The organism is Mesorhizobium sp. M0701 (genome assembly GCF_040320365.1).
In the GTDB taxonomy this organism is placed as follows: domain Bacteria; phylum Pseudomonadota; class Alphaproteobacteria; order Rhizobiales; family Rhizobiaceae; genus Mesorhizobium.
The window spans coordinates 14,037-40,675 of the sequence record NZ_JAMYPO010000031.1 but is presented as its reverse complement, the minus strand read 5'-3'; the positions used below and the strand labels follow the sequence as shown (position 1 = coordinate 40,675).

Here is a 26,639-nt window from a genome sequence, read left to right as displayed (position 1 = left end):
TTGCCGCAATCGAGGCAGTTAGCGCGACTGACGGTCCCCGGTGAGCAGCCCAGCGAAAGCCACGAGGCCAAAGCCACGCGGATATTCAATAATCAGTAGCGCACGCTGTTTGTATTTTGCCTCCCATCCCCTTACCATTACAGTTTGGGGGGATGCATGTCCAAGAGTCGATCTTTTTCAATCTATCTGCTCAAGCCGGGGTTCGACCAAGCAAATGCGCTTGTCGACGACCATCCGCTGGATGCAGAGGTCCAAGCTGGCTTCCTGCCCGAGGGGGCCACACTTTTCGTGCTCGACAGTGACCCGCGGCCACCTTGGTGGAGGGGCTATTTCGGCGTCCAGAAGAATCTCGACCAAGTGAGCAAGGGTGCACTCGTTTTTCTTCCGATTGGCGGCAGGTGCTTCGCGCTATCGTTCGGACATGTAGCACACAATCTCAGGGATACGAGCTACGAGTATGACTTCGGCCTGCGTGTCACGCTCAACAGCCTCGATCCGAAAAAGCTGAAAAGCACGGACACGCTCGAGCCGAGCGCGGCAAAGCGCCAGCGTACGCAGCTGCCGATCGAGTCAGAGCTGACACTTTTCGACTTCGATCGCGACAGCACCATCCTGCGGAGCCTTACCGGCAAAGTGCGAGACGAACACAAGGAACTATTTCGCCATGCTACCGGTGCCAGCAATCTGCGCATCAGCACCGACACTCTCGCTGAGGGTCTTGCTCAGCTCTGCGAGAAGCTGCTGGAGCTATACGGCGCCGAGCAGTTCAAAGTATCATTTCCAGGTATACAGAACATCGTGCCAGTGAAGGATCCGGCAACACTCGTTGCTCTGAACGAACAGTTGTTGGCGGCTCTACATGCCAAGGACCCGGACCTAAACCTCACGGTCCCGGAGATTATAAACTACAGCGACAACGTGTTCGTCGCCTTCTCTGGCACTGGCCCCAGCCTCATATATGACGACGTGTATATCGGGCGCTACTATGACTACCTCGCCAGCAGGAGTTTCGAACTGGCCGACGTGGGTCTTAATGACCTGTCTCACCACAGCCTCGTCCTCACGGATGAGGACGGGGCCTCGCGAGACAGGTACAGCATTCTCAAGAGCCTTGTGTTCGATACAACGCTCGCGATTGCGGGTGGCTCAACGTTCCACTTCTCGGAAGGACAATGGTACCGCGTCGACAACAATTACATTACCCGCCTCACCACCTATCTCGATCCGCTCTACATCGCCGCAAATCTTCCCGCCTATACGCAGTTGAGCGAAGGTGCGTACAATCTGGCCGTTGCCCAGGCCCAGGCCGGAATTGCGTGCCTCGACAAAACGAACATCGCTCCTGAAGGCCAGACGCAGGTGGAACCATGCGACCTGCTGGCAGTCCAGAACGGAAGTGCGGTATTCTATCATGTTAAGATTTCGACGCTCTCGGCTCAGCTCAGCCACCTTTTCAATCAAGGGATCAACGCGATTGAGCTTCTTCGGCTGGATACCGAAGCGGTCGCAAGGTTGGCGGTGCTCCTTACGGCAGCGCTGGATGCCGAGGGGTCAGAAAACGCAATGGCTCTCCTAGCCGATGGCAAGTGCCATATTCAGTTTGTCATTGTTACCCGAAAGGACCCGGCAAACCGGTCGCTCAATCTGCCTCTCTTTTCCCGCATCAGCATGATGAGAACTATGAAGGCTCTTCATGTGCGGGGCATAGAGCGCAGCTACACCTTCGTATCCGACAACTCGGCCGACGCGGAAGGAATGAAAAAGAAGCGTAAGAAAAAGGCCGCAGCGAATGCGGAAGCTGTTGTAGAACCCGCATAAGTCCAGCATCTGGTAGGCTAGGAAGTTTCAGCGGAAATAGGCTGCTGCCCGACGCGGGATGCTAGTCTATCGGCCGTCTCGCTGCGCCATCTCGAGGGCCTCGCCGACACTGTGCGCCTCGTTGCGATATGGTTTCGTCCTTCTAGCGATATCGTCGAAATCCCGGCGTTCCTGCGACTGACGGGTGGGACGGTCACTCCAGCGTGCCACGATCTCATCGAGGTCAGCAAAAGATAACTCGCTGCGCCGCTTCCTATCCCAGCGCAGTTTGCCCTTCTCATCTCGGTACGATACTGAAATACGTTTGCCGAGGCGATAGTGGCCAAACATGTCAGGGCCGGTGCTGGCCGCGCTATTTTTAGCGCGACAGTTGTTTCGAACCAGCGCCCTGAGACCCAGGTCGTTGATGTGATCCTGAACATTCGCAATGCGCTCGGGGTACCGGGTTACAATCGTGCTAATAGTCTTGTCGACCGAGAACCGTCCCTCGCGTGACGATTCCTCAATCAACTCTTCAAGGAAGGAATGAAATTCTTTTAACTCCAAATTGCTCATTCGTCTGCTCCGCCAGCTTTGGGTAACTGATATGCGTGATGATTTCGGAACAAGTCAAGAACGGATGACGCTTGTCTACAGCTCAGAATGGGGAATGAATCGAGCGCATACTAACCCTTTAACATTCACACTGGAAAACAGGCCTAAGACGGGATGGAACGCTTGGAATAGATTCGCTCGGTAGCGGAATGCGACATTACTATTCGGAGGAATTTAGGGAGCCGAGGCTAGGGCGTTGATTTCGCCCTCCAGCATTTGAATCCGGGCAAGGATTTCGTCGAATGCTAATGGCTTCTCGTCGAACATCATCGGAGACATGTCGCGATAGAAGCGCGGAGGTCTCTCTGCCTGGCCTCAGAGGGCATCAGTCGTAACGTGCCGGGCCGGGCGGTATCGTAGTTAGCCCACCCCGAGCGGAAAAATACTGCTTTGTGCCTCGCCACCTGCTCGAGGAGGTCGAAGTTGGTCGCTGCGGCCTTCCCATCCGCAGTTTCTAGGAGCATCGCGATATCATAGTAGTGCCGCGAGAAGTATTGCGGAGTCGGAATTTCATCCGGCCGGTGTGCCTCCGCATGAAGTGCAGTGGCCTTTTCCCAGAATGTGCGTCGTGCCGACAGCACGGTTACGGCGCAGTCTGGATCGTCGAAGAAATCCGGAAAGTCGTCGGCCGCATATGGGCGAATGGTCCGCTGTTCGGTCGGCCATGGATCGCCTCGGGCGCCGAATTCTAGCTTCACCCGAGGTGTGATGTAAGTCATGCCTGCGTACTCTCCCGCCGACAGGGCAGTGGGGCAGTGAAAGTTAACGGTCTGGGGGTCGTTACCGTCGATTCCCAGTGACCATCCACCATCATCTGGAATGCCGAGGTGCGAGGGCGATGGCGTCTTGAAGTGGCGGCAAAACTGAATCCGCGATGTACCTTTCGGTATCGGCTAGGAGGGCATCGATGAGTTTGCCCGCAGCTTTTCGACTAAGGCCTTCTTTCTCGGGATCGCGCTCACCAGTGTAACCAAGGTCAGTCCGATCGAAGGAGAGGTGTAAAGGCTTTCGACAGCGACGTCCCGCCTTTGAACACGAGGGCGGGTGCGTTTTCTTTTTGTAACTCGACGAGCCGCTTCAGCGTCCAGCAGACCCAGAAGTCTTTCTCGATGATGGTGTTGTCGACGCCACGCGCCGCGCCTGCCTGGCCGAACAGCGCGGAGCGATCGGAGCGGTTTGAAACAGCAACCTTATCCATCAGCCGGCCCGGACGCGCCTAGAGCGATAGACATAAGCGTTGGCCTCATCCAAGCTGGGGCTTGTACGGCACTGTTAGGAAGCACCTTCTTGTCGCCGGCAGATAGACTGCGGGCAGCCACATGAGCGATATCGATGGCGCGGGAGGGACCAAGATGCCGCAGGGCCTGGACAATGGTCCCGACTGGGCTACCCGGCGCGATCAGATGCTTCGGGGAAGCGTGACGCAAATCGACGGTTCGCTTGTCAAGCACAACACGCCTGGATGGGCCGTCGGTGAGATAAATGCTCTTGGCTGCCACCTGCGTGGATAGGCCAAGGGCATTTGCTGCCCGGGCTCCAGTGATCTGTGCCTGCGATCCAGTCTCACCGGCGAGTGCTTGAGCTACGTCGTCTGGCGCCGGTGATAGCGGACCAAGCTTTGCGTGCACTTTGGGGAAATCGTAAAGGCCGCGGGCCAGGCGTCGGAGCTTGCCGCCTTGGACCAGACGCGACAAAGCCTGATCGACTGCCGCACGGCCAGCAATGTCGAGAAAATCACTGGGCGTGAAAACACTGCCGCGGCCGCTGGCGTGCGCGCGCTTCATAATCTGATCTGACGCTGATGGTGCCCTCGCTTTCATACTCTATTTTTCTGACAATCAAGGGCCGTGTTTGGCGCCGTATGACGCTCGCGAGGGCAATGATGGAAAGCGTAGATCCGCTGGATTTCATAGAAAGCTGGGCAGCCCCGGAAGAGAGGCACGTTCAAAATTCATCTAGGCCGTGAAGGCCCGCGGGGCTTCGGCGCGGTCTAACCGGCCCCAAGCCCCAAGCCAGCGGCGGACCCACATCGAAGTGGGAGTGGCCCCTGACCATTTTCGGAGGGAACCGGTACGTAGCGCGATCGTGGATGCGCTGATTCAGCACAGGCGGGCGGCATCCTTGGAGCGGCTGCAGGCGGTCGTGGATGCCCGCAACAAGGCGTGCCTGGCCCTGCTAGGCTTGCGCGGTTTCCCCGAGTTGGAGCCGACGCCGACGCCGGGCCTCGTTGCGTTGGTGCAGGACGCCGGAAAGTAAAACCCGGCCGCTCGAATGGGGCCGGCTCCGCATGGAAACTTTTCGCCTGACACTCCATGAATCAAGGTGACCTAGCGGGAGGTCGAGGATTCTACCGGCCCGGCCGAAACGATTGCAAGCGGTACGCAGCCGTCCACTCTGAACGGGCGGAAATGGCACAAATTTTGAGGTGCCTGTGTAACGAAGCGACGAAGGCGGTCGCATAATGGGCCTCAAGGCAACATATTGCGGCGCCCGGTCCATGTCAGCGCCGCTGAAATCGTCGCTTTTGTGGCCGATAAATGGTCCCCATAACGAATGGTCATTTACTGGTCCAACCTAAGACCTGTTTCTTGCCCCATTTCCTTCCGGAGTCGGGCTTATGTAAGTGTGGAGCAATGCAAAAAATCATTCATATAACAGACCCCCATTTTGTCGCACCTGGCAAGATGCTTTACGGCATCGATCCGGCGCAGAGATTATGCGACACCTTGGACCACGTCTCGCGCGTACACGCAGATGCGAAACTCATCCTTATTACCGGCGACCTTGCTGACACGGGGGATCCGGCCGCCTATGTGCTCTTGCGCGAGATTTTGTCGGACGTCCGGCTCCCCGTCTATCTGACCATCGGCAACCATGACAACCGCACCGCGTTTCGAGGCGTCTTCGGCGGAGAAGGCTTCGTTCAGGCGGCTGTAGACCTGCACGAGTGGCTCCTCGTCTTGCTCGACTCGAAGGACGACATTAGTCCTGGCGGTTGTCTCGACGGTGGCCGGTTTGAATGGCTCCAAGAGCAGCTTGTCCGTGGCGCCGGCCGACCAGTCGTGGTTGCTATGCACCATTCACCATCGGACTTGCATGTGCCCTGCTTTAGGACATGCGACATGAAGGAGACCGAGCGGTTCTTTTCCATTGTTAAGAAAAACGCATCGGTCCGCCACATGCTCTTTGGTCATCGGCATGTCGCTGCAGCAGGCAGTCTGTCAGGAATCTCCTTCACTGCCAGCCGTGGCACGGCGCAGCATATCGTTCTGGACTGGGAACAATATGGCAAGCCCATATTCGTCGCGGCTGCACCCTCATACGACGTCATCATGTTGGACGGAACGGATGTCGTCGTCCATCGTCACGAGGGACTTGATTTGTTGCCCGTTATTCGTCCGGGTGACCCGAAATGAGTGTCGCATCCTCAATCACGACCTCCGATCGGCCTCGGCCTGGACTGATCATCTTCGATTTTGACGGGCACCCTTGCGGAGACGAAAATCATAGCATCCGAGGTGTTCGACAAAACTCGCCGCAGAAGGTGTCCCGGTACATCCGGAAGGAATCAGGCAACGCTCTCCGGAATTGAGCGAGACGATCAACAACCGCCTATACTAAGCGTCATGGCGTGTAAGCTGGCCGGAACACTTAATGGAAACAGTCGAGGTTGAGATCCAGCTGGCCCCTCGATGAGCCTGTTGGCGACACCTGCTCAATTGAACTGCTCCACTGGCTTACCATTCCCTTTGTGTCGTATCGAGTACATCAGTTTCGACTCATCCACCGCATGAGAGCCGCTGACATTTGGGGCTTGCAAGCCCACGGCTCTTCTCCTCCGATAACATCGGTGTCCGCAAGCCCCACCCTTCCGTGCTGCTGATAGCCGCGAAGTTATGGGCGTGTCTGCGAGCGAGCGCGTTCTCATTCAGGACGGCTTCATCGGCCTTAATGCCGCGCGAAATGCAAATATGCGCTAATGCGCGTTAGTGCGCGCGCGCCATCATCACAGTCAGCTGAGGAATGTTTGAGCCCAAGGCATCGTTGGAGGAGCTTAGAGGCTTGCTTTGCCCAATGTTGAAGGTTTAGCAGCGGCGTGGACGAGTTCCGCCCGCACCTGTGGGGGTAACACCCTAGCATGAGGCACGGTGACGCACTGAAGCTACCTCCGGGAGCCACGGTATCCTGCATGCAATGAAAAGCGCGGGCAGGTCATCAAAGGATGAATCGTGATGTCTTAGAGTAAATCAAGTTCGACAACGAGCAAGCACATGACGCTTAAGCCCTATACGTGCGGTTGGCAGAACATCTGCTGAGGTTCGGTCCGGCACGACAGTGGATGTTTATTGCTCCCTTGGATACCTCCCTTCTGAGCTCGCATGCAGCCGAAATTCAACACTGGTCCATCGACTGCCGCTGCCTCCGCGCATAATGCGGGGCTCTAGTTTCCGAGCCTGAGTTCGGGAGCCATCAAGGCTTGAGATGAGCAGAGCCCGGCTCCGATGAGGCCTGGAAACCGTTCAAGACGGTTTTCGATTGGTGACGCATGAGAGTCGGATTTCCGCCTCGGTGCAATTCGAATAAGAATGAAAAAAATCGTCTTTTATATACAGCGCGATGATGATACCCATCACGCCCGTGCTCGTATCCGTCAAAGGACCCAGTAACACATACCAGGAGAACTCCATTGCCTTCTTCACAACCGGGATCGCCGACACTCGGCCCGAGCTTGATTTGGCGGAACTGGGTGAGCAATCAGGTTTGCAGGGTAAAGCATTTCGAGATGCCAAGCTCGGACGATGACGTCTGCAGTACGATAAAGGCAGCAGCCTTGAACAACCTGCGAATTCGCGTTGTTGGTACGGGGCACTCATATACGCCAATTGTCCCCACGGACGGCGTTCTGATCTCCGCGGAGCGCCTATCCGGGATCGAAAACATCGACCATGCCAACGGCCGGGTGACGCTTCGCGGCGGAACGCGGATTTGTGACGTCGGCTCTGAACTGCGCTCTGCAGGTTGGGCGTTGCCGAATCAAGGCGACATCGATCTGCAAACCATAAGCGGGGCCGTATCGACGGGTACGCATGGCAGTGGTGACAGTTTAAAATGCTTAGCGGGGCCGATAGTTGGAATGCGAATAGCTACTGGCGACGGATCAATCGTCAATATCGATGCTTCACAGGACGCGGATGCCCTCAACGCTGCAAAAGTCTCCATCGGAATGTTCGGCGTAGTACTTTCCGTCACGATGAAGCTTGTTCCCGCCTTTGATCTTCATGACAAAATATGGCGTGAGGATTTCGAAGAATGCATGGATCACCTGGATCAGCTATGCCAACAAAACCGGAGTCTCCGCGTTTTCTGGTGCCCGACCGAACACTCGGCCTCGTTATACAGCCTGCCCAACACGTTTGGCATGGGACGTACTCGCAGCAAATCCGATGTCTGCGAACTGAGGACGCTGAACGTCACGGCTCAATCGCCGGAGTCTGTCGAAGATCGGGTCGGCGAGAGAATAGGGCCGAGCTACCGGATATTTCCGGGTTCAATTCCGATGCCGAACCACAATGAATGCGAGTACGCGGTGGCTTACGGGGACGGTCCGTCGGTATTCCGCGAAATGCGCAAGTTGATAAAGACAAAGTACCCGTCGCAGATATTTCCGGTGGAGTATAGAACTGTAGCGGCTGACGACATTTGGCTGAGTCCATACTTTGAACGAAAGACTGCGATGATATCCGTGTCCGGCGCAGCAGGAGAAGATTACTGGGATTTCATTCGTGATTGCGAGACAATCTTTTCTTCCGCGAACGGTCGTCCGCACTGGGGCAAACTTCACAGTCTGGGGCGGCCGGAGATCGAAGGCTTGTACCCAAGGTACCGCGATTTTGTTTCCCAAAGGGCTCGCTTTGATCCGGACGGTCGTTTCCTGAACGACTACCTGCGCGAACGTTTCGGTTAAAAGCTTTTATCTATGGTAGCCTCTGCGGTTCGCTGCATAGCCGCCTGGAACTTGCTGCCATCTTTAACGATCATGTTGGCGAGGATGTCGATGATCAAATATTGTCCAGCGACCCGGGAGAATGCTCCTCGCATGATGGGGGTGTCCGTCGAGGATGCTGCCAGCACAGCGTCCGCCTTGGCAGCGATTGGACTGCGTATGTGACATGTGATTGCTATGGTGAACGCGCCAGCAGCCTTGGCTGCCATGAGTGAGTTGATGGTATCCTTGCTTGAGCCAGATTCCGAAATTGCCAGCGCCACGTGCTTGGGTCCGAGATTCACCGCGCTCATGACGGCGAGATGCGGGTCGTCCAGCACGCGCGACATCAGTCCAGATCTAATAAACAAGTAATGCGCATATCGGGCTACGTTCGCAGAGCCGCCCAAACCGTAGAGATCGATACTTTTCGCTCGTATGATATGTTTTACCGCCAATTCAAGGGCGGCCTGGTTCAACAGGTCCTTTGTCTGATTGAGTGCCGTGACGGCCATAGACAGCGTATCGTCGATGATGTCGCCGGACGGGCTGGCATGTCTGATTGTCTGGTTAGTTGACAGTTCGATTCCCAATGCCAGTTTGAAACGCTGAAAGCTCGAAAATTTGATGTCTCTGCAGAACCGCAAAACGCTCGCTTCGCTCGATCCAGATCCGTCAGCGACCTCCGTGATGGTCTGGTGCACGACCTTCGCGGGATCCTTGAGGACGTACTCACTGATGCGAAGGAGTGCCGGACTGAGGCTCGGCTGAGACGATCGCAATCGCGCTAAAATGTTTTCCTGCATTAAAAACGAATCCCGTGCATCACGAGGGTCCAGGTCCGCTGGCTATAGGAAATTTTCAGCAGAAAGCCAAGCAGTGAACAGCCTCTCGTAAGGGAGCCGCTACCGTCCGCTTACCTTTTCCGGACTGCCGACCGACCCCAATCACCGGACGTCGTTATGATGAAAAAAATCATCTTTCATCAGAGTTGAGATAGTGATATTCTCCGCCGCCAAACTGGAAACGCGGTTGATGCACGCGACTACGAACAGAGATGAAGAGATGTGTTCTATCTCGATCGGTGTCGATATCGGTGGCACCAAAACGCATTTGAGGGGGTGCTCGGACCAGGGTACGGCCCGCGACCTGATCGTGCCAACCAGTGAGTGGCGCTCTGGTGCCTGTGACCACAATATCCCTGGACTCATCGCGCTAGTCCGCCGGTTTGCTGCTGACGCCACGCCCAACAGCATCGCGATTGGCTCTCATGGATGCGATGACGATGCCGAGTGCGGCCTGCTTCAGCAGCAACTGTCGAATCATTTCGCCTGTCCCTTAAAGGTCGTCAATGATGCGGAGCTTTTGCCCGTCACCATGGGATTTTCCAGCGGAATAGGTGTCGTCGCGGGCACTGGCTCGATCGCAGTCGCTCGCGACGATAGCGGCAAAATGCATGTCGCAGGCGGCTGGGGATGGGCAATCGGAGACGAAGGGAGCGCACCTGGTTTGATGCGGGAAGCGGGCCGTGCGGTGCGGTTACATATTGATTTGGGGGGCGCCAGGACGGAGCCCCTTGTAGAGGCACTTTGTGAAACCTTTGGGCTGACCAGCCCCACAAACATCGGCACTTCAATCGCGCAGGAAGGCAGCGCGTCCGCTCTGGGCCGCCACGCACCCGTAGTCTTCAAGGCAGCCAATGCCGGTTCGCTGTTGGCCAAACGCGTCATCAACGAGGGTGCCTCTGCCTTGGCTCAGCTGGTCCACCATCTGATGTTAGGCGGCGTGCACGACAAACATGTTGTGGTGGGCGGTGGGGTCATTCTTGCTCAACCGCTTTTAGCCGACGCATTTTCTCACGAAATTGCCAGCCGCTTCGGGGCCACAGTAGCCGTCACTTTCCTTAACAGGCCGCCGGTCTTGGGAGCCTGCCTCATGGCGCAGCAACTTCGCACGGGTGGGGCCAGCACTGAAGGTCCAATCATGCCTCAACACAAGGATGTTCAATGACTTACAGATCGGCGATTGCCCGTCAGCCTGATCAGTTTCGCCATGCGTTGGAAGTTGTCCGACCGCAGCTTCGGAAACTTGATCTTTCCCAATTCAAAAACGGAACTTTGGTCGTTACAGGGATAGGCGCGAGTTACGAAGCTGCGGCGGTGGTGACCGGCGAACTTCAGCGTCGCGGTAGGCGGGCAAATACCTGGCGCGCTGTCGATCTCGTTGAGCCGGGAGATCCTGGCGATTCCATTATCGTGCTTTCTGTCGGAGGAAGGAGCGTCGAGCCCATTGCTGCGCTTAACGTGCACAGTCAGTTGCCGTCCCTTGCAATCACGAATGAAGGCAATGACCCGCTATCGCGCGCCGCTTCAACGGCAATTCGGTATGAGTCCGGGCTGGATTCGCTGCCATCAAGTACCGGCTTCACAGGGTCGCTTTTGGCAGGCGGGCTGCTGGTTGATGCTCTTGGCGGTGGAGAGAGCTTTAATTGGAACGACATTCCCCACATCGCAAGCGAGGTCCTGAAGACCTCGGCGAAGAAAATGGCTCGTGCTGGCGAAATTTTCCGTGACCAGCGAGCCATCGACTGCGTTGGCGCAATATCCGCCTTTGGTACAGCGGGCGAAGCTTGTTTGCTTATTCGTGAGGCTGTCAGGGTTCCGGCAGGCGCCAGCGACACGCTGCACTACTTGCATGGTCCGATGGAATCTATGGATCGGGCGACTGGGATATTGATATTCGGCGATGGTCGCGAAGTGCGGTTGGCGCAGGAGTTAGCCGAAATCGGCTGTGCAGTTCTTCTAGTAACCGCGAGCGAATTGCCTCACGACCACGAAACCCTGACAGTTGTGAAAGTGCCTCCACTGCAGAACCGTGTTGCCCGGGCCATCGTAGACATTCTGCCCGCCCAGCTGCTGGCGGCCGAGCTGTCCGACGCGGCCGGACTTACGGATGTCCCGTTCCGTTATAGCCAAACGGACACAAAGGTTGCGATGGACGAAACGGAAACGCAGATCTGAGCTCGCACGTCCGGACATAACAACGTTCCGGACCTCCTTCCTAGCCGGACTTTTGACGCACTCGGTCCCATTCAGCTCGCCAATGCCAGCCAGGCCAGGCTTTCAACATGGGCATAGACATCAAGGAGGAACGGACCCATGGCATATTCCCGGCTTAATGTGTCCTGGGCGCTGGTTACCCCCGCGATCGGGTTCCTATGCCTTGCGACGTTCGTCCCGATTGCGGCTGTCGTTGCGCTCTCATTCGTGGATTTCAACATCGCCTTCCCCGGAAAGACGACCTTCATCGGCATTTACAATTACACACGCTTCTTGTCCGACGGCCGATTTATCAACGCTGCTTTCGTGACTTTTGCCCTAATCGTTATGCCCGTCGCGCTTCAACTCCTGTGTGGGTTGGCGCTGGCATTAGCTTTGAAGGAGAAGCTCATCGGTACACGGTGGATGCGAGCAGCTTCCCTGCTTCCCTCCGTAGTACCGCCAGCGGTAGGCGGAATTGTGTGGAAATTGTTTGTCATTCCTGGTGTGGGCGGCCTGTCTTATTTCGCAAGCTTCTTCGGACACAATTTCGACGCCGACTTGCTGGGAGGCAAGGCCTCAGCGCTTGCTACCGTGATCATCGTGTCGGTTTGGTTTGGGGTTCCTATAGTTGCTTTGCTGCTTCTTTCCTCCCTGGATTCAATCCCCGACGAGATTTATGAGGCGGCCAGCCTCGACGGTGCAAGCTGGGCTCAGGCCCAACGGCATATCTCCATACCGCTTGTCTTACCTGCAATGGGAGCCGTTGCAGTATTTCAAGCCTTGGAGGTCCTCGGCATTTTCCCGGTGATTTTCGTGCTGACTGGAGGCGGGCCTGCAGGGGCGACGGAGCCCCTTAACTTCTACGCTTTCCTGACCGCATTTACATATCTTGACCTCGATTATGCCGCCTCAATTCTCGTGGCGTTCACAGCCACAATCGTCGGGGCTTGCTTTTGGTTTGTTCGCCGAATCTCGGCTGGCCGAGTCGGGGGCTGATCATGCATCGAGACCTTGGACGATACATCTACGGATATGTCATCTGTGCTGCATTCGCGCTATTCCTATTCTCTCCAATCCTGTGGACACTTTCGACATCTCTCAAAGAGCCGACAGAGATGTTTCAATGGCCGCCGGTGATCGTGGGAGAGCCGTCCATTCAGCACTATACCGCGATAATCGCCGACAAGGACTTTTCTTCGGCGCTCATCAATTCAATTGTGGTCTCATGCAGCACCATTGTAGTGACCATGGCGCTTTCGGTCCCGGCGGCATTTGGCATCTCCCATCTGCAGAAGACTTCCATGCGCAGGCTGTTGACGTTGGTATTGGCGCTCCGGGCTGCGCCAGCGATGATTTACATCATCCCCTATTTTCTCTTTTTCCGCCAAGTAGATTTGGTCGACACGAAGATTGCGCTGATCATCGTCAACACCACGTTCGCTATCCCGCTCGCGATTTGGTATTTATCGGCGTTTTTTGACCAAGTTCCTCGTGAAATCGAAGAGGCCGCTACCATAGATGGCGCGTCAACGCTGCAGGTGATGACACTTATCTCGATACCTATTTCCAGGTCCGGCATCTTAGCAACGGCTATATTAGTCTTTATTGGTTCTTGGAACGAGTTTCTTTTCGCGCTGACGCTAACACGCGATAACGCAAAAACTGCAGCCGTCGCAATTCTGAATTTCATGCCGTTTGAGGGAACTGATTGGGGCAAAGCGGCAGCCGCCTGCGTGCTTATGCTGGTTCCGATCGTGGTTTTCGTGCCGTTCGTAAAGAAGTACGTCGCCGGCTCAACAACGACCGGTTCCGTGAAAGGGTGAAACGTTAGCTCAAGGAGAGAAGCAATGAGGTACATCGGAATTCTTGCTGTCGCATTAGGTGTTGCCATTGGCGGGGGAGCATCGGCTCAGCAGCGGTACGACGGCGTAAAGATAAAGATCCTATCGACAAACTCAGCATACGATCTTGAGCTCAAAAAATTTGCGCACGAGTTCACAGAGAAGACCGGCGCTGAAGTGCAGTTCGATCTCTTCGGTTATGCGCCGACCGTTCAGAAGGTGTCGGTCGAGCTCTTGACACGTTCAAACAGCTACGACGTGGTCTACTTAGGGAGCGAGGAGTTCGGGCGATACGCATCTGGCGATATCCTGGAGCCGCTCGACAACTACATCGACATGAAGAGTGCCGATGTACAGGATTTCATCGCTCCCGTGCTTCGCCTGTACAATAAGGACGGCAAACAACTGGCATTGCCGCATTTCGCGGCGACGCAGCTCCTTTACTATCGTCCCGACTTATTGGAGAAGGCCGGTATCAAACAGCCACCACAAACGTGGGAGGAATTCCGCGATGACTGCGAGCTGTTGAAAAAGGCTGATATTCAGTGCACCGCACTAAGAGGGCAACCCGACACCGGTGAGAATATCTGGTTTTGGGGCCAGGTCCTGTATGCTTTCGGCGGCAAATATTTCGCGCACGAACCGGCGGATCTGACGCCCACGGTCAATACACCCGCCGCTGTGGAGGCGCTGAAATGGTACACAGACGTGATGACCAGGTTCACCGTGCCTGGCAGCACCTCAGCAACGTTTGATGACGTCGTCATTGCGATGCAGCAGGGCCGCATTGCAATGACGGTGGAAGGCGCTCCTACTGCCGGCCGCATTCTCGACCCCAAGCTGTCGAAAGTCGTAGGTAAGCTTGGATTCGCTTTGCCGCCCGGCGGAGTAAGTGGGAGGTTCCCGCCATTTGCGGGACAGGCCTATGTCATCCCGGCGGCATCAGAAAACAAGGCAGCCGCAGCCGCATTCCTTCAGTGGGCGACAAGTAAAGATGTGATGAAACGCATTTCACTCGATAGCACCTTTGTCGCGATCACGAGATCGTCCCTGTGGAACGATCCGGAGATACGTGCCAAGCACGACTACAATTATGGCCACGGGTCGTTCGCGGCAACATATGCTGAAACTCTTCGGGTCGCGCCGGAGTGGTATTATCCTCGAATCCCTGAATTCAAGGAGATCGGCGACCGCCTCGGTCGAGCCCTGCAGGAGGCGGTTGTTGGCAGCAAAAGTGCCCAGGCCGCCTTGGATGATGCTCAGACTGAGGCCGTGGATATCTTAAAACGGGCTGGATATTTGAAGTAGTCTTCACGCACCCGGCCACCGGCGCGATTGACGCGCCGGTGGCGAACGAATTAGACCTCTATTGCGTTTGAGGATCAGAGTTGGGCAACTTTAATATTGTCTGGATTTGCAGTGATCAACAACGTTGGGACACGCTGCGGTGTCTCGGGTTCAAGGGCACGCAAACTCCCAATATCGACCGTCTGGCCGCGAGGGGTACAGCATTCGCTCGTGCGTATTGTCAAAGCCCGATCTGCACGCCGAGCCGAACGAGCTTTCTGACGGGGTTGTATCCGATCGCACACCAAGTGCATCAAAACGGCGCCGGCACGTTTCCTTCGCATCTCGTTTTGCTCCCAAAACTGATGGCGAATGCCGGATACTACCCGGGGCACATAGGGAAGCTGCACCTATCTGCCACTCGTGGCATGATAGAAAAGCGCCCCGACGATGGATTTGCCGAGTTCTACTGGAGCCCTGAGCCATTTCCGGAGTGGTCAGGCAACCATGACTATCATGCGTGGATGTGGTCAAAAGGGGTCGATCCCGTAGCCTACTTCAAACCGTATCTTGACCAACATTATGGCCCGGGACCGGCCGCAGAATATCGGCAGGCGCGTTGGGCAGGCGATCGGGCAGAGCGTTTCATCAAGATGCATTCTGGTCGTAATTGGTATTTAGGCATTAATATCGACGCACCTCATCCGCCTCTCAATCCCCCGCCTGACTACCTCAGGCGTTTCAACCCAAGTGATATGCCTGATCCTGTCTTCAGGCCGATCGATCTCGAGCATCAGAAGAAATTTGAACGAGTCGATCAGCAGGCAAAATTCGCGGTGGATCCGTGGCAGGCCGCAGCAGCCGTCGGTCAGGCGCACAATGACGAGATCGCCGGGCCTACGCATGAAGCGCCACCCACGAACTTCGACATTTGGGAGATGAGAGCGGCATATCATGCGGAGGTGGCTCAAGTCGACGATCTAGTCGGCCGGGTACTGGACGCTTTGACGGAAACCGGCCAGCTGGATCGCACCATCATTGTCTTCATGAGCGATCATGGTGACATGATGGGTGACCACGGCCTGCTCTACAAAGGCTGCCGTTTCTATGAGGGTCTGGTGCATGTCCCGCTTATGATTTCCGTGCCCGGCAGCTCAGCCCAAGGATCGGTGTCGAATGCACTCGTCGAGCTGGTTGATATTGCACCCACATTGCTCTCGTTGTCGGGTCTTGAGATCCCCAGCGCTATGCAGGGGCTGTCACTCGACCAGATGCTGCTTGGCAACACCTCATTGGAATACCACAAGCCGTACGTGGTCAGCGAGTATCACAATTCTCTCCGATTCCACGGGAGCCGGGGGTCACGCGCATCAATGTACTATGATGGACGCTATAAGCTAAATGTATATCATGATGTTGGAATAGGAGAGTTGTTCGATCATAAAGAAGACCCCAATGAGCACTATGATCTCTGGGATAGCGCCCATCAGAGGGGCTTGAAATGCGACCTTTTAGGGCGCAGCTTTTCCGCTATGATGCTCAGAAGTGGATCCGGCCCGAACAGAATTGAGGACTACTAGTCTTCCCAGTCGGGCGAGCACTGGCTAGTCCTGTTCTCCCAATCTCGAAGTCGGCCCCTGGTCGCGCGCGCTTCGGAAGCCAATCGTCGGACGGGCCGATGGCATCTGGCTCTCTTTTCTGCGGCTTCATAAGGTATGGGTATCATGACGATGAGCATTAACTCACCCGCCGCGACAGCGGCAGAGCGCGAGAGCATCTTATCTGGCTTGCAGGAAGACATCGATCATCTGCCGAATGCGCTCGCTCGGATCGCCAAATACATCCTGGAAAATCCTGAGAAAGTGTTGCACCACTCGGTCGGGGAACTAGGCGAATTCGCGGGTAGTGGGGAAGCCAGCATTGTGAGGCTTTGCCGCCAGATCGGCTTTTCCGGCTTTCGCGATTTCAAGCTGGCGCTGGCGGCAGAGATTGGCCGCCCCAGGCCTCCATCCACCGCCGCGCAGCAGCCCAACGCCGCCCTGCAAACCTTGCACGACACGATGGCTCGGAATCTAAGGATCGCACACAGCAATGCCGATCTCGAGGCCCTCGAGAAGCTCGCAGAAGTGATTGCGGCGAGCAGAAGGATAGATCTTTACGGAGCAGGAATGTCGGGCGTGACGGGAGAACTGCTCGCCTATCGGCTCTTGCGAGTTGGGCTTACGGCGCTGGCGTTCAGAAACTCCAACATGGCTCACGAAGTCGCCAACGGACTCAGTCCCGGATGCGTGGCGATCGGCCTTTCGATATCCGGCCTCACCGTTGATACGGTTCAGTTCCTCAAGGGCGCCCGCTCCGCAGGGGCACTGACCGTCGCCATCACCAACCGCGCCCGCAGCCCGCTCGGCAAGTCGGCGGACTTCATCTTGCAGGCCTCCGGCCTTGACGACCATCCGATCGGCGGCACGCTGACCCCGATGATCGGCAAGATCTTCGTGATCGAAAGCCTGATGCTGGCACTGGGAAAGGCGATGGAGAAATCGGTTGCGAAATGAAATTAAACTCCGTATTGTCATGAATATGAAATAAAGCTCCATTAAGCCCTGTCGCCAACCGAAAGGGAACTCGGAATGGCTGCGTTGGATCTCCACATTGACAATGTCGGCAAGCGGTATGGCGCGACTGATGTGCTTCGCGGCGTCTGTCTAAGGATTGCTGCCGGGGAATTTGTGACACTGCTTGGGCCCTCCGGCTGCGGCAAGTCCACGCTTCTTCGCATAATAGCAGGGCTGGAGCGCGCGGATCAGGGCCACGTGCGTGCAGGGGGCAAGGCGCTGGATACCGTGGCGCCGAAGGACCGCGACCTGGCCTTCGTGTTCCAGAGCTACGCCCTTTATCCGCATCTAAGTGTGTACGACAACATCGCAGCCCCGCTGGTCATGCGCGAGCTGACCAGCTTGGAACGGCTTCCGGTGATTGGCGGCCTGCTGCCAGGGGCCGGCCAACGCAATCGCTCGATCGAGGAGCGGGTCCGTCAAACATCGGCGCTGCTCAAGCTCGATGCGCTGCTCGACCGCCGGCCGGCGGAGCTTTCGGGTGGACAGCGCCAGCGCGTGGCTTTGGGACGCGCTATGGTGCGCAAGCCGAAGATCTTCCTGATGGATGAACCCTTGGCAAATCTGGACGCAGCGTTGCGCATTCATACGCGTGGCGAAATCGCGCGGCTCCACAAGGAAATGCAAACGACGACTATCTTCGTTACCCATGACCAGGCCGAGGCGGCCGCACTTTCCGACCGTGTCGCCGTCATTTTTGGCGGCGAGCTGCGCCAAGTTGCAGCCCCTGCCGATCTTTATCGCGAACCCGTCGATCTCGATGTTGCCCGGTTCCTGGCCCAGCCATTCCTGAACGAGGTCGAGGTGGCCGCCCCTGTCGGCGGCGCGCTCATCATCGACAGCAGTAGGATCATCATTCGCGATGCGCTCGGATCCGGACAGGCCGGAACGCTGGCCTTTCGGCCGGAGCATGCATCCCTCGTCGACAGGGACCGACCGGGCGCCCTGCCGGTTTGCGTCACGCGCATCGAGCATGCAGGGATGGACGCTCACGTCTTTGTCCATGCCGGGGCAGGCGCTGAGTTCGTCGCCCGGATTTCGGCCGAGCGAGCACAATCACTGCGTGGCGGCGACAACTTGGGACTGACCATCGACTCGGAAAAGGCATGGTTCTTTCCTTGGGACGGCTCGCGCCAGAGTCGCGATCACAGCAGGGTAGCCTGATATGGCCGTGGTCGACGACAATCCGATCGGTCGCTTGGCTCAGAACATTTCAGGCGGCTACCGCCCTGCTCGCGCCCAGGCACAAGCCGGAATGATCCTGGCCACACCCGCGACGCTGCTGCTTGCCGCTCTTGTCATCGGGCCCACCGTTCTAGTTTTCTTTCTGTCTTTTACAGATGCTTCGCTTGGTTTGGCCGGTGTCCGGTTCATCGGGCTTGCGAACTATACGCGCATGCTGACGGACCCAGGTTTTGCTCAGAGCCTGCGCAACACCGCGCTCTATGTGGTTGTGGTCGTGCCGACATCAATCGGGTGGGGCCTGCTGGTTGCTCTCTTGATCGCGCGGTCACGATTTGCCATCGTCTATCGCACCGCCTACTTCCTACCGGTGGCCGCGACCCTGGTCGCTCTCGCAACCGCGTGGGAAGCGATCCTGCATCCAAGTCTCGGCTTCGCCAACTCATTGCTGCAGCTTTTGGGCGCATCGCCGGTCAGCTTCCTGTCCGATCCCTCGACGGCCATGTATGCGCTCTCGGCGATCGGCGTCTGGCAGCTGGTCGGCTTCAACATGATACTTTTCGTGGCCGGTCTTTCAACCATTCCGGAGGAGCTCTACGAAGCCGCGGCGATCGACGGAGCGGACACGGGGCTGAAGCGCTTCCTGCTGGTGACTTGGCCGATGCTGGCGCCGGTGACGCTGTTCGTCACCGTAATGACAATCATCCGCGCCTTTTCGGTCTTCGAAACGGTTGCAGTCCTCACACAGGGCGGCCCGATGAAGTCCACCTCCGTCATTCTCTACACATTCTATGAAGAGGGCTTCCGCTTTTTCCGGGTGGGGTATGCGTCAGCGATCTCCGTGTCTTTCTTCGTCTTCGTGACTTTCCTGTCGCTCGTCCAGATGCACGTCTCCGAGCGCCGGGCGCGCTGGAAAGCAAGTGGAGGTCGATGATGATGATCCTGGCGCAATCTTCCGCATCCCGCATTGCCTTGCATGCCGTGCTTGTGACCGGCGCGATCATAATGGTCTTCCCTTTTGTGTGGATGATCCTTGCCTCTATGACTCCACAGAGCGAGATTTTCGACGGCAGCCTGCTGCCAACCCCGACCCTTAACGGCGCGATTGACAATTACAGCACCGCGCTTTCGGCAATTCCGCTTCTTCGGTTCATGGGAAATGGCTTTGTCGTGTGCCTGACAATTCTTGTGTTGCAGGTCGCGATCGCCATCCCGTGTGGCTATGCGATGGCCAAGCTATCCTTCCCCGGCCGCCCAATTCTGCTTGCGGCCGTCCTTCTCGGTCTTCTGGTGCCGGTGCAGATACCAACGATCCCGATCTACATAGCGCTGGCGAAATCCGGGCTGCTCGATAGCTATGCCGCGCTGGTTCTGCCCTGGATCATTTCGGTATTTGCCATCTTCCTGTTCCGGCAGTTCTTCGTGACTTTTCCCGACGAGGTGCTCGACGCGGCGCGGCTGGACGGTTTCAGCGAGCTCTCGATCGCCCGGCGGATCATGCTGCCTGCAGCATGGCCGGCCGTCGCTTCCTTCTCGATCTTCTCTGTCGTGGCCCATTGGAACGATCTCTATTGGCCACTGGTGGTGATCACCACTCCCGACATGATGACGCCTTCCCTTGGAATTGCCTATTTCCGGCAGGCGGGCGAAGGCGCCGGAAATGTCGGTGCGCTTATGGCCGGGGGCGTTCTCGTGACCGCGCCCTTAGTCGCTCTTTTCCTTCTCATGCAGAAACACTTCATCCGGGGCCTGGTGCTTGGCCGACACTAGCTCCGTTTCCAAACCTCATCTCGAACCTCAGGAGAGCAATGTGAAAACCCTTGCAATGATCCTCGCCGCCGGCATCACTGCCGCGCTGGCAGCCATGCCGGCGCAAGCCGACACAAAACTCGATGTCTATTACGCCTGGCCCGAACACGAAGTAATCCATAAGCCGATTGCCGATCGCTTCATGAAGGACCACCCGGACATCAAGATCAACTTCCGCGTCGCCGCGCCGAGTTATGATGAGGCTGTCCAAACGTTGATCCGCCAGAGCATGGCGGGCGAGTTGCCGGACGTCCACTACGTCGGCTTCAATGTGTTGCGTCCGCTCGTGGCGCGTGGGCTCGTGAAGCCCATCGACGATCTCGCTGCCGCGGATCACCTAGCCGAGAAAGGCTACACGGATCAGGTCCTTTCTCTCGCAACAATCGACGGCCATCTCTACGGTCTTCCGTTCGCCATGTCGACGCCGGTTGTTTACTACAATGCCGATCTCGTGAAGAAGGCGGGTGGCGATCCTGACAAGATCCCAGGCGACTGGGATAGCTTCGTCGAACTTGCCGGCAAAATTGGAGCGCTCGGCAATGGAACGTCCGGCATGTATTACCAACTTGGCTCGGACGACTGGACCACGCAGAACCTGGTGCGCAGCTTCGGCGGACGGATGATGAACGACAAGCAAAGCGACATCGCTTTTGACGGTCCTGCCGGCCAGGCCGCAGTCAAGCTGTTCAAGAGATTCCATACCGCTGGTGCTCAGCCGACGATCGACTCGCGCGCTGCCCAGCAGCTCTTCACTTCCGGCAAACTTGGTTTCTTATTCGCCTCTGCCGGCAGTGTGAGTGGCTTTGAAGCTGATGTTGGAGACCGGTTCAAGCTCCGCACCGCCAAGCAGCCGCTAGGCGTTGAAGATGCGACGATGCCGACGGGCGGCATGGTCGCAGTAATCCTCACCGACGATCCCGCCAAGCGCGCCGCCGCCTGGGAGTACGTCAAGTTCGCGACTGGTCCTGAAGGCCAGAGCATTGTCGTACCTAATACCGGATATATGCCGACGAACACGCTTGCCCTCGACAAGGATCATCTCGGCGCGTTCTACGACAAGCATCCGAATTGGTACACCAGCGTGCTCCAGACGCCCCGCGCCCGCCCGTGGTTCTCTTGGCCCGGTGACAACGGTGTTCAGATCGGCGAGGTCCTACGCGACGAAATGACGGCCATCGCGCTTGGATCCAAGGAACCGGAGGCCGCCCTCGCAGACATGGCGTCCCAGGTTCGCGCACTCCTGCCGAAAACCAACTGATCGTCTCGTCCGGGACGCTGCACGCCGTGCGGCGTCTCTCCCTTTTTCGCGGATTTACCAATGAAACTGATCCACTTGACTGATCTCCACCTTGTGCCGGCCGGCGCTATGCTCTTTGGCTTCGATCCGGCCGAGCGAATGCGCAAGACCATCGAGCGCATCAACCGCGATCACGCCGATGCCGAGCTTTGCGTGCTGACCGGCGACCTCACCGACGAGGGAGACTTCGCTTCCTACGAACTGTTACGCGAATTGCTTCAGGAGATGCGCGTGCCCATCCGGCTTCTGCTCGGCAACCACGACAGTCGTCAAAACTTCTTACGCGCTTTCCCCGGCGAGCCGCGCGATAGGAACGGTTTTGTCCAGTCAGTCCATGACACCTCGGTCGGGCGCCTCATCTTCCTCGACACCCTGGTGGAGGGTCTTGGGCATGGCGCGCTGAACGAGGGACGACTGGAATGGCTGTTAGAGCGGCTCACCGAGAGGCCGCAGGCGCCGGCGTACCTCTTCGCCCATCATCCGCTACAGCCGATCGGCCTGCCGCACTTTGAGCCTTGGAATACGGAGAACTGGCGCCAGACTATGCGGGCAATGGTGGGGGCCGGCAATGTGCGGCACGTCTTCCATGGTCATGTGCACGTCGATGTCAGCGGCACCTGGAGCGGCATTCCGTTCAGCGCAAGCCGTGGGGTTGCACATCAGATCATACCACACTTAGCGCGCAGGGATGCGGATTTTGTCGAGGACGCCCCGGCTTTCGACGTCGCACTGATCGACGATGATAGCGTCCTTGTCCACCGTTTCGAAGTCAACGACCGACATGTGGTTGAGGTCTCCGTTGCGGGCCCGGTTCCGAAGGACGTGCAATGAAACAACAGAACCCTTATGAACTGGTCATCTTCGATTGCGACGGCGTTCTGATCGACAGCGAGACGCTGGCAAGTCGCATTGATGCCGAGGAACTTACCCGCATCGGCTATCCCACGTCGTATTCTGATGTGGTTCTGCGCTTTACCGGCCTGTCGTCAGCCACCATGCGGAAGATGATCGAAGAAGACTGGGGCCGCCCTCTCCCCAGCGACTTCGACACCATCGTGCAATCCCGGATCAAGGAAAGCTACCGGACGGAACTGCAAGCCATCAGTGGTATTGACCGGCTCCTGCATCAGTTGTCGTTACCTCGCTGCGTCGCCTCAAGCAGCGGCCCCGACAAGCTGCGACTGGGGCTTGAACTGACGGAGCTTTGGCCGCACTTCCATCCGTACGTGTTCAGCTCCGTCATGGTAAAGGCGGGCAAGCCTGCACCGGACCTGTTCCTGTTCGCTGCGGCTCAAATGGACACTGAGCCGGCGCGCTGCGTCGTGGTGGAGGACAGCATTGCCGGCGTCGGAGCCGGTGTGGCCGCTGGGATGACGGTGATCGGTTTCACGGCGGGCGGCCACTGTTTCGAGGACCACGGTCAACGATTGCTCTCAGCCGGCGCTGCTGTCGTCGCGCGATCAGCTGAAGAACTTGGCGTATTGCTGATGACGAGCGAGGTTCAGCCGCGTTCAAAGATCGCAGAAGGGACCCGGTAGTAGCATGTGCTGCAACGCCTTCGTGGCTAGGGAACACACTCGGCCTCCACGAACGTCCACCTTTCGACGCTCATTGCACCCCGGAACGGCTAATAAGCGCGACAGGATGAGGCTGGACCATATCTATTATTCCCGAGCAATGTTTTTGACGCGCCATGTGAGCATCGCGGCAACGCAGATCTGAAGGTTAGCGTAGGGAGGGGAGGAAATACCCAGATCCCCGTTCGCCACCGCCGGACAAGCCTGGTAAGTAAGAATGAGCGAGGCGGCCACGAGCGGCACATCCCAAACGAGCAGCCAGCGGTCTCGAATGCGGGCATACCGGTGTAGTGCGTCGCCGCGATGCCGCCTACCAGGAGCGCACCACCCATGTGGACGCGTGGCGAGATGTCGATCGTGAGACCCCAGGGATCGCGACCAGCAACGACATGAACTCGAAGCGATCTTATAGCCGCTCCCTAACGTGGGCCAGGAGGCCGACATTAGCAAATGCCTCGCCCAAATGCCAAAGCCGGTGGCGACCACTGCGACTAGAGCGAAATGAATTGAGGCTGAATCGGCGGGAGATTCCCTTAGACGCGCAAATCTGATTCAACCTTCTTGCTGGGCAAGGAGGTCAGCATGGATGGGCAAACCTTACTCGATGGATCTTCGCGAACGGGTTGTTGAATCGGTTGAGCAGGAGGGGCTGTCACGACGGCAAGCCTCGGCGCGCTATGGGGTTGGTATCAGCACCGTGGTCAGATGGGTGAGCCGGTTCGCGAGACGAACAGTCTTGCGCCGGGCAAAAAGGGGTGGGCACAGGCCGAAGAAGATTGCTGGCCCGCATCGGGACTGGCTGCTGGTGCGCTGCCGAGCCGCCGATTTTACGCTGCGTGGACTGGTGGCCGAATTTGGCGAGCGCGGCTTGAAGGTCGATTACCGCTCGGTGTGGGAGTTCGTCCACGCCGACAAGCTCAGTCACAAAAAAAGACGCTGATCGCGGCTGAGCAAGATCGCCCGGATGTAGCGCGCCGGCGGGCACAGTGGGCAAAGTATCAGGACCGTATCGATCCTTCCCGCCTGGTGTTCATCGACGAGACATGGACCAAGACCCATATGGCACCGCTCAGGGGATGGGCGCTGCGCGGCGAGAGAATCAAAGCCAAGGTGCCGCACGGCCATTGGAAGACCATGACCTTCCTGGCGGCGCTGCGCCACGACCGTGTCGATGCACCATGGCTCATCGACGGACCGATCAACGGCGAGCGTGTCCAGCTCTATGTCGATAAGGTTCTCGTCCCCACCCTCAAGCCCGGCGGGTTTTCCCGATCCCGTCTCGTTGACCGTTGCGCCATACTCTCCGTTTGACCTTCTCACACTTTCGAGGCCTTCCGGCCGAGCGGAACTAACCCGCCACCGCCGGAGCCCGATAGGTTCCGCCTTTCGCCATCAATGCCCAGACGATGCGTGCCGTCTTGTTGGCAAGCGCGACGATCACCAACATGGGCGGCTTACGGTCCAGCATGCGCATGAGCCATGGGTCCGCAGATTTCCCCTTCCGCATCGCCCAGCGCACGGCAGCGCTGGCCCCTATAATGAGCAGGCGGCGCAGAGTTCGTTCGCCCATGCGGGACGTCTCGCCAAGCTTCTGCTTCCCGCCCGTGGAACGCTGCAACGGAGTGAGCCCCAGCCAGGCCGCAAAATCACGCCCCCTTTTGAAGGTCTGAGCCGACGGAGCCAGAGCGGCGAGAGCAGTCGCGGTGATCGATCCTATCCCCGGGATAGTCATCAGTCGTTTCGATTCCGCGTCCTCCCTGGCGCGCCGGGCGATCTCGCGGTCGAGCACAGCCACCCTCTCATCCAGCGAGCGCAACTGTTCCACGAACAGACACAGGATCGGACGGGCGGCCTCTGGGATGGCGGAGCCATGATCCTCGATCGCCGTTACAAGCTTGGCCACATGGAAAAGGCCCTGCGCGGCCACCAGCCCGAATTCGGCAAGATGGCCACGTATCGCATTGATGGTCTGGGTCCGCTGGCGCACCAGAAGATCGCGAGCGCGAAACACCATCGCCGCAGCCTGTTGTTCCTCACTCTTGGCTGCCACAAAACGCATCGTCGGCCGTTGCGCAGCTTCGCAGATCGCCTCCGCATCGGCGGCATCGTTCTTCTGCCTCTTCACGAAAGGCTTGACGTAGCCCGGAGCGATCAGCCGGACGTTATGTCCCAGCTTCGTGATCTCCCGCGCCCAGTAATGGCTGCTGCCGCAGGCCTCCATGGCAACCGTGCAAGCCGGCTGCGCATCAAAGAATTTAAGCATCTGATCGCGGCGAAGCTTCTTTCTAAACAGGATAGCTCCCGATGCATCTGCACCATGCACCTGGAACACGTTCTTCGCTAGATCCAACCCGATCATGCTAACTTCCGACATGGACGCCTCCGTTCAAGTGATGATCAACGACACCACTTTGGCACAGCGATGCCGTGAGGGGCGTCCACATGGGGTAATCGCGGGAGCGACGCGCCCTGGAACCGATCATAGCCTTGGAGGGTGGCTGTTCCCCGATAAGATGAAATACGGGCTCACGACTGGACGCCGGGCCCAGCATCAACGGAGAACAACCATGGAAGAACATATCGGTCTCAACGTGTCGATGAAAGAGACGGCAGTGTCGATCCGCCGTGAAGGCGAACGGATCTGGCGCGGGAAGTGCGCATCTGATCCCAGGATCATTGCCAAGCTTGTCCGCAAGCGGGCGCCGGCCGCAAAGCGCGTCATGTTCGAAACCGGCCCGCTGTCAGTTTGGTTCTATCATGCGTTGCGCGCCGAGGGATTGCGAATGATGCCGATGGTTTGGCGCGTCTTGCTGAAGCAGGGTTCTTTCGCGAGGTGCGCGTGAAAGGCTTCGACAGTATGTTGACCTGCACGCTCGTGGCAGCACGCACCCGGCTGGTTCGGATCACCGTGGAGCTTTCCAACCAGATCCGAGGGACCACGAAAACGTTCGGCTTGCTCGTTCCCGCCGATAAGGGATCTACATTCGAAAAGAATGTCCGGAGCCTTCTTATCGATCAGAGCGAGCTTGCTCCTGTCGTGCTACCGATGTTGGAAGCCTGGCGCAGCATTCGCATCCGTGCCGCCGAGCTCGGGCGCCAGCTTGTCGCAGATGCACGCCAAAGCCAAGCATGCCGCATACTCATGTCGATCCCCGGCATCGGCGCCATTACCGCAACCTCTTTCGCCACGGCCATTGAAGATCCGGGCAACTTCAAGAAGTCCCGCTCTGTTGCCGCTTGGATCGGCCTGACAACTCGCCGCTACCAATCGGGAGAAGTCGATTATGACGGCCATATATCCCGACGCGGCGATCGACATTTGCGGGGACTTCTCTATGAGGCTGCGGCGGTCATCCTGACACGCAGCTCGATCGACAGCAGCCTGCGCACGTGGGGCCTCAAGCTCCGGGAGAGGGTTGGCTTCAAACGAGCTGCCGTGGCTGTGGCGCGCAAACTGGCGGTGATAATGCATTCGATGCTCAAGACCGGTGAGTTCTTTGATCGAAATGCAGGCGCCACAGCATGAAATCTTGCGAATAGCGTTCAGGATCTGAGCGCCTGAGACGTCCCTGCCGGGACGTGAGCCGAGCCATTC

At 57.6% G+C, this 26,639-nt stretch carries 23 protein-coding genes and 2 pseudogenes; 19 read left to right on the top strand and 6 right to left on the bottom strand.

Going from position 1 to position 26,639, the window contains the following annotated elements; genetic code table 11:
* Positions 1 to 156 precede the first annotated feature (156 nt).
* Positions 157 to 1,818, top strand: coding sequence for a DUF6119 family protein (locus NKI24_RS24815; RefSeq protein ID WP_352749120.1), 1,662 nt, complete (start codon positions 157 to 159; stop codon positions 1,816 to 1,818).
* Positions 1,819 to 1,884: 66 nt separating this feature from the next.
* On the opposite strand, the gene NKI24_RS24810 is transcribed toward NKI24_RS24815, so the two are convergent.
* From NKI24_RS24810 to NKI24_RS24800, 4 genes are all read right to left on the bottom strand, one after another.
* Positions 1,885 to 2,373: a hypothetical protein gene (locus tag NKI24_RS24810; protein WP_352749118.1), complete on the bottom strand. Its 489-nt coding sequence runs from the start codon at positions 2,371 to 2,373 to the stop codon at positions 1,885 to 1,887.
* A 305-nt stretch (positions 2,374 to 2,678) separates the two neighbouring features.
* On the bottom strand, positions 2,679 to 3,131 hold the full coding sequence (locus NKI24_RS36005) for a nucleotidyl transferase AbiEii/AbiGii toxin family protein (RefSeq protein ID WP_502901487.1): 453 nt from the start codon (positions 3,129 to 3,131) through the stop codon (positions 2,679 to 2,681).
* A 257-nt stretch (positions 3,132 to 3,388) separates the two neighbouring features.
* Positions 3,389 to 3,610, bottom strand: coding sequence for a hypothetical protein (locus tag NKI24_RS36000; protein ID WP_502894689.1), 222 nt, complete (start codon positions 3,608 to 3,610; stop codon positions 3,389 to 3,391).
* The gene (locus NKI24_RS24800; protein WP_352749116.1) at positions 3,603 to 4,196 is read right to left on the bottom strand and encodes a DUF6088 family protein; all 594 of its coding nucleotides are present in this window, start codon (positions 4,194 to 4,196) and stop codon (positions 3,603 to 3,605) included. Before NKI24_RS24800 ends, NKI24_RS36000 begins: the two co-directional genes overlap by 8 nt.
* Positions 4,197 to 4,497: 301 nt before the next feature.
* Here NKI24_RS24800 and NKI24_RS24795 point away from each other — a divergent pair, with 301 nt between their 5' ends.
* From NKI24_RS24795 to NKI24_RS24785, 3 genes are all read left to right on the top strand, one after another.
* Positions 4,498 to 4,668 carry a hypothetical protein gene (locus NKI24_RS24795; RefSeq protein WP_352579771.1) on the top strand — a complete coding sequence of 57 codons (171 nt, stop codon included), beginning with the start codon at positions 4,498 to 4,500 and terminating at the stop codon, positions 4,666 to 4,668.
* Positions 4,669 to 5,045: 377 nt separating this feature from the next.
* Positions 5,046 to 5,828: a metallophosphoesterase gene (locus tag NKI24_RS24790; RefSeq protein WP_352530991.1), complete on the top strand. Its 783-nt coding sequence runs from the start codon at positions 5,046 to 5,048 to the stop codon at positions 5,826 to 5,828.
* A gap of 1,331 nt (positions 5,829 to 7,159) precedes the next feature.
* Positions 7,160 to 8,377 (top strand): D-arabinono-1,4-lactone oxidase, encoded by a 1,218-nt coding sequence (locus NKI24_RS24785; protein WP_352749113.1) that lies wholly within the window; start codon positions 7,160 to 7,162, stop codon positions 8,375 to 8,377.
* On the opposite strand, the gene NKI24_RS24780 is transcribed toward NKI24_RS24785, so the two are convergent.
* On the bottom strand, positions 8,374 to 9,201 hold the full coding sequence (locus NKI24_RS24780) for a MurR/RpiR family transcriptional regulator (protein WP_352530987.1): 828 nt from the start codon (positions 9,199 to 9,201) through the stop codon (positions 8,374 to 8,376). The genes NKI24_RS24785 and NKI24_RS24780 overlap by 4 nt on opposite strands.
* A gap of 229 nt (positions 9,202 to 9,430) precedes the next feature.
* Between NKI24_RS24780 and NKI24_RS24775 the strand changes: the two genes are divergently transcribed.
* The 14 genes and pseudogenes from NKI24_RS24775 to NKI24_RS24710 all read left to right on the top strand — a co-directional run.
* Positions 9,431 to 10,405, top strand: a complete 975-nt coding sequence (locus NKI24_RS24775; protein WP_352749109.1) for an N-acetylglucosamine kinase — start codon at positions 9,431 to 9,433, stop codon at positions 10,403 to 10,405.
* The gene (locus NKI24_RS24770) at positions 10,402 to 11,415 is read left to right on the top strand and encodes an SIS domain-containing protein (protein WP_352749106.1); all 1,014 of its coding nucleotides are present in this window, start codon (positions 10,402 to 10,404) and stop codon (positions 11,413 to 11,415) included. The genes NKI24_RS24775 and NKI24_RS24770 overlap by 4 nt, the downstream gene beginning before the upstream one ends.
* 138 nt (positions 11,416 to 11,553) lie before the next feature.
* Positions 11,554 to 12,432, top strand: a complete 879-nt coding sequence (locus tag NKI24_RS24765; RefSeq protein WP_352749103.1) for a carbohydrate ABC transporter permease — start codon at positions 11,554 to 11,556, stop codon at positions 12,430 to 12,432.
* A 2-nt stretch (positions 12,433 to 12,434) separates the two neighbouring features.
* Positions 12,435 to 13,259 carry a carbohydrate ABC transporter permease gene (locus tag NKI24_RS24760; RefSeq protein ID WP_352579673.1) on the top strand — a complete coding sequence of 275 codons (825 nt, stop codon included), beginning with the start codon at positions 12,435 to 12,437 and terminating at the stop codon, positions 13,257 to 13,259.
* Positions 13,260 to 13,283: 24 nt separating this feature from the next.
* On the top strand, positions 13,284 to 14,585 hold the full coding sequence (locus NKI24_RS24755) for an ABC transporter substrate-binding protein (RefSeq protein WP_352749099.1): 1,302 nt from the start codon (positions 13,284 to 13,286) through the stop codon (positions 14,583 to 14,585).
* A gap of 80 nt (positions 14,586 to 14,665) precedes the next feature.
* Entirely contained in the window at positions 14,666 to 16,144 is a 1,479-nt protein-coding gene (locus tag NKI24_RS24750) for a sulfatase family protein (RefSeq protein WP_352579675.1), read from the top strand.
* Between the two features lie 135 nt (positions 16,145 to 16,279).
* The gene (locus tag NKI24_RS24745; protein ID WP_352749095.1) at positions 16,280 to 17,119 is read left to right on the top strand and encodes a MurR/RpiR family transcriptional regulator; all 840 of its coding nucleotides are present in this window, start codon (positions 16,280 to 16,282) and stop codon (positions 17,117 to 17,119) included.
* Positions 17,120 to 17,194: 75 nt separating this feature from the next.
* A complete protein-coding gene (locus NKI24_RS24740) occupies positions 17,195 to 18,343 on the top strand; it encodes an ABC transporter ATP-binding protein (protein WP_352693667.1) in 1,149 nt (382 codons plus the stop codon).
* A 1-nt stretch (position 18,344) separates the two neighbouring features.
* Positions 18,345 to 19,295: a carbohydrate ABC transporter permease gene (locus NKI24_RS24735; RefSeq protein ID WP_352579678.1), complete on the top strand. Its 951-nt coding sequence runs from the start codon at positions 18,345 to 18,347 to the stop codon at positions 19,293 to 19,295.
* Between the two features lie 2 nt (positions 19,296 to 19,297).
* The gene (locus NKI24_RS24730) at positions 19,298 to 20,131 is read left to right on the top strand and encodes a carbohydrate ABC transporter permease (RefSeq protein ID WP_352579683.1); all 834 of its coding nucleotides are present in this window, start codon (positions 19,298 to 19,300) and stop codon (positions 20,129 to 20,131) included.
* Positions 20,132 to 20,171: 40 nt separating this feature from the next.
* Positions 20,172 to 21,428 (top strand): ABC transporter substrate-binding protein, encoded by a 1,257-nt coding sequence (locus NKI24_RS24725; RefSeq protein WP_352642660.1) that lies wholly within the window; start codon positions 20,172 to 20,174, stop codon positions 21,426 to 21,428.
* Positions 21,429 to 21,488: 60 nt separating this feature from the next.
* Positions 21,489 to 22,298, top strand: a complete 810-nt coding sequence (locus NKI24_RS24720; RefSeq protein WP_352579680.1) for a phosphodiesterase — start codon at positions 21,489 to 21,491, stop codon at positions 22,296 to 22,298.
* Positions 22,295 to 23,005, top strand: coding sequence for an HAD-IA family hydrolase (locus NKI24_RS24715; RefSeq protein WP_352579681.1), 711 nt, complete (start codon positions 22,295 to 22,297; stop codon positions 23,003 to 23,005). Before NKI24_RS24720 ends, NKI24_RS24715 begins: the two co-directional genes overlap by 4 nt.
* A gap of 625 nt (positions 23,006 to 23,630) precedes the next feature.
* Positions 23,631 to 24,304, top strand: a pseudogene (locus tag NKI24_RS24710) (IS630 family transposase); the annotation flags it as partial.
* 88 nt (positions 24,305 to 24,392) lie between these two features.
* Here the strand turns inward: NKI24_RS24710 and NKI24_RS24705 are convergent.
* Positions 24,393 to 25,418 (bottom strand): IS110 family RNA-guided transposase, encoded by a 1,026-nt coding sequence (locus NKI24_RS24705; protein ID WP_352642666.1) that lies wholly within the window; start codon positions 25,416 to 25,418, stop codon positions 24,393 to 24,395.
* Positions 25,419 to 25,611: 193 nt separating this feature from the next.
* Between NKI24_RS24705 and NKI24_RS24700 the strand changes: the two are divergent.
* Positions 25,612 to 26,570: pseudogene (locus tag NKI24_RS24700) on the top strand (IS110 family RNA-guided transposase).
* The last annotated feature ends 69 nt before the right edge of the window (positions 26,571 to 26,639 follow it).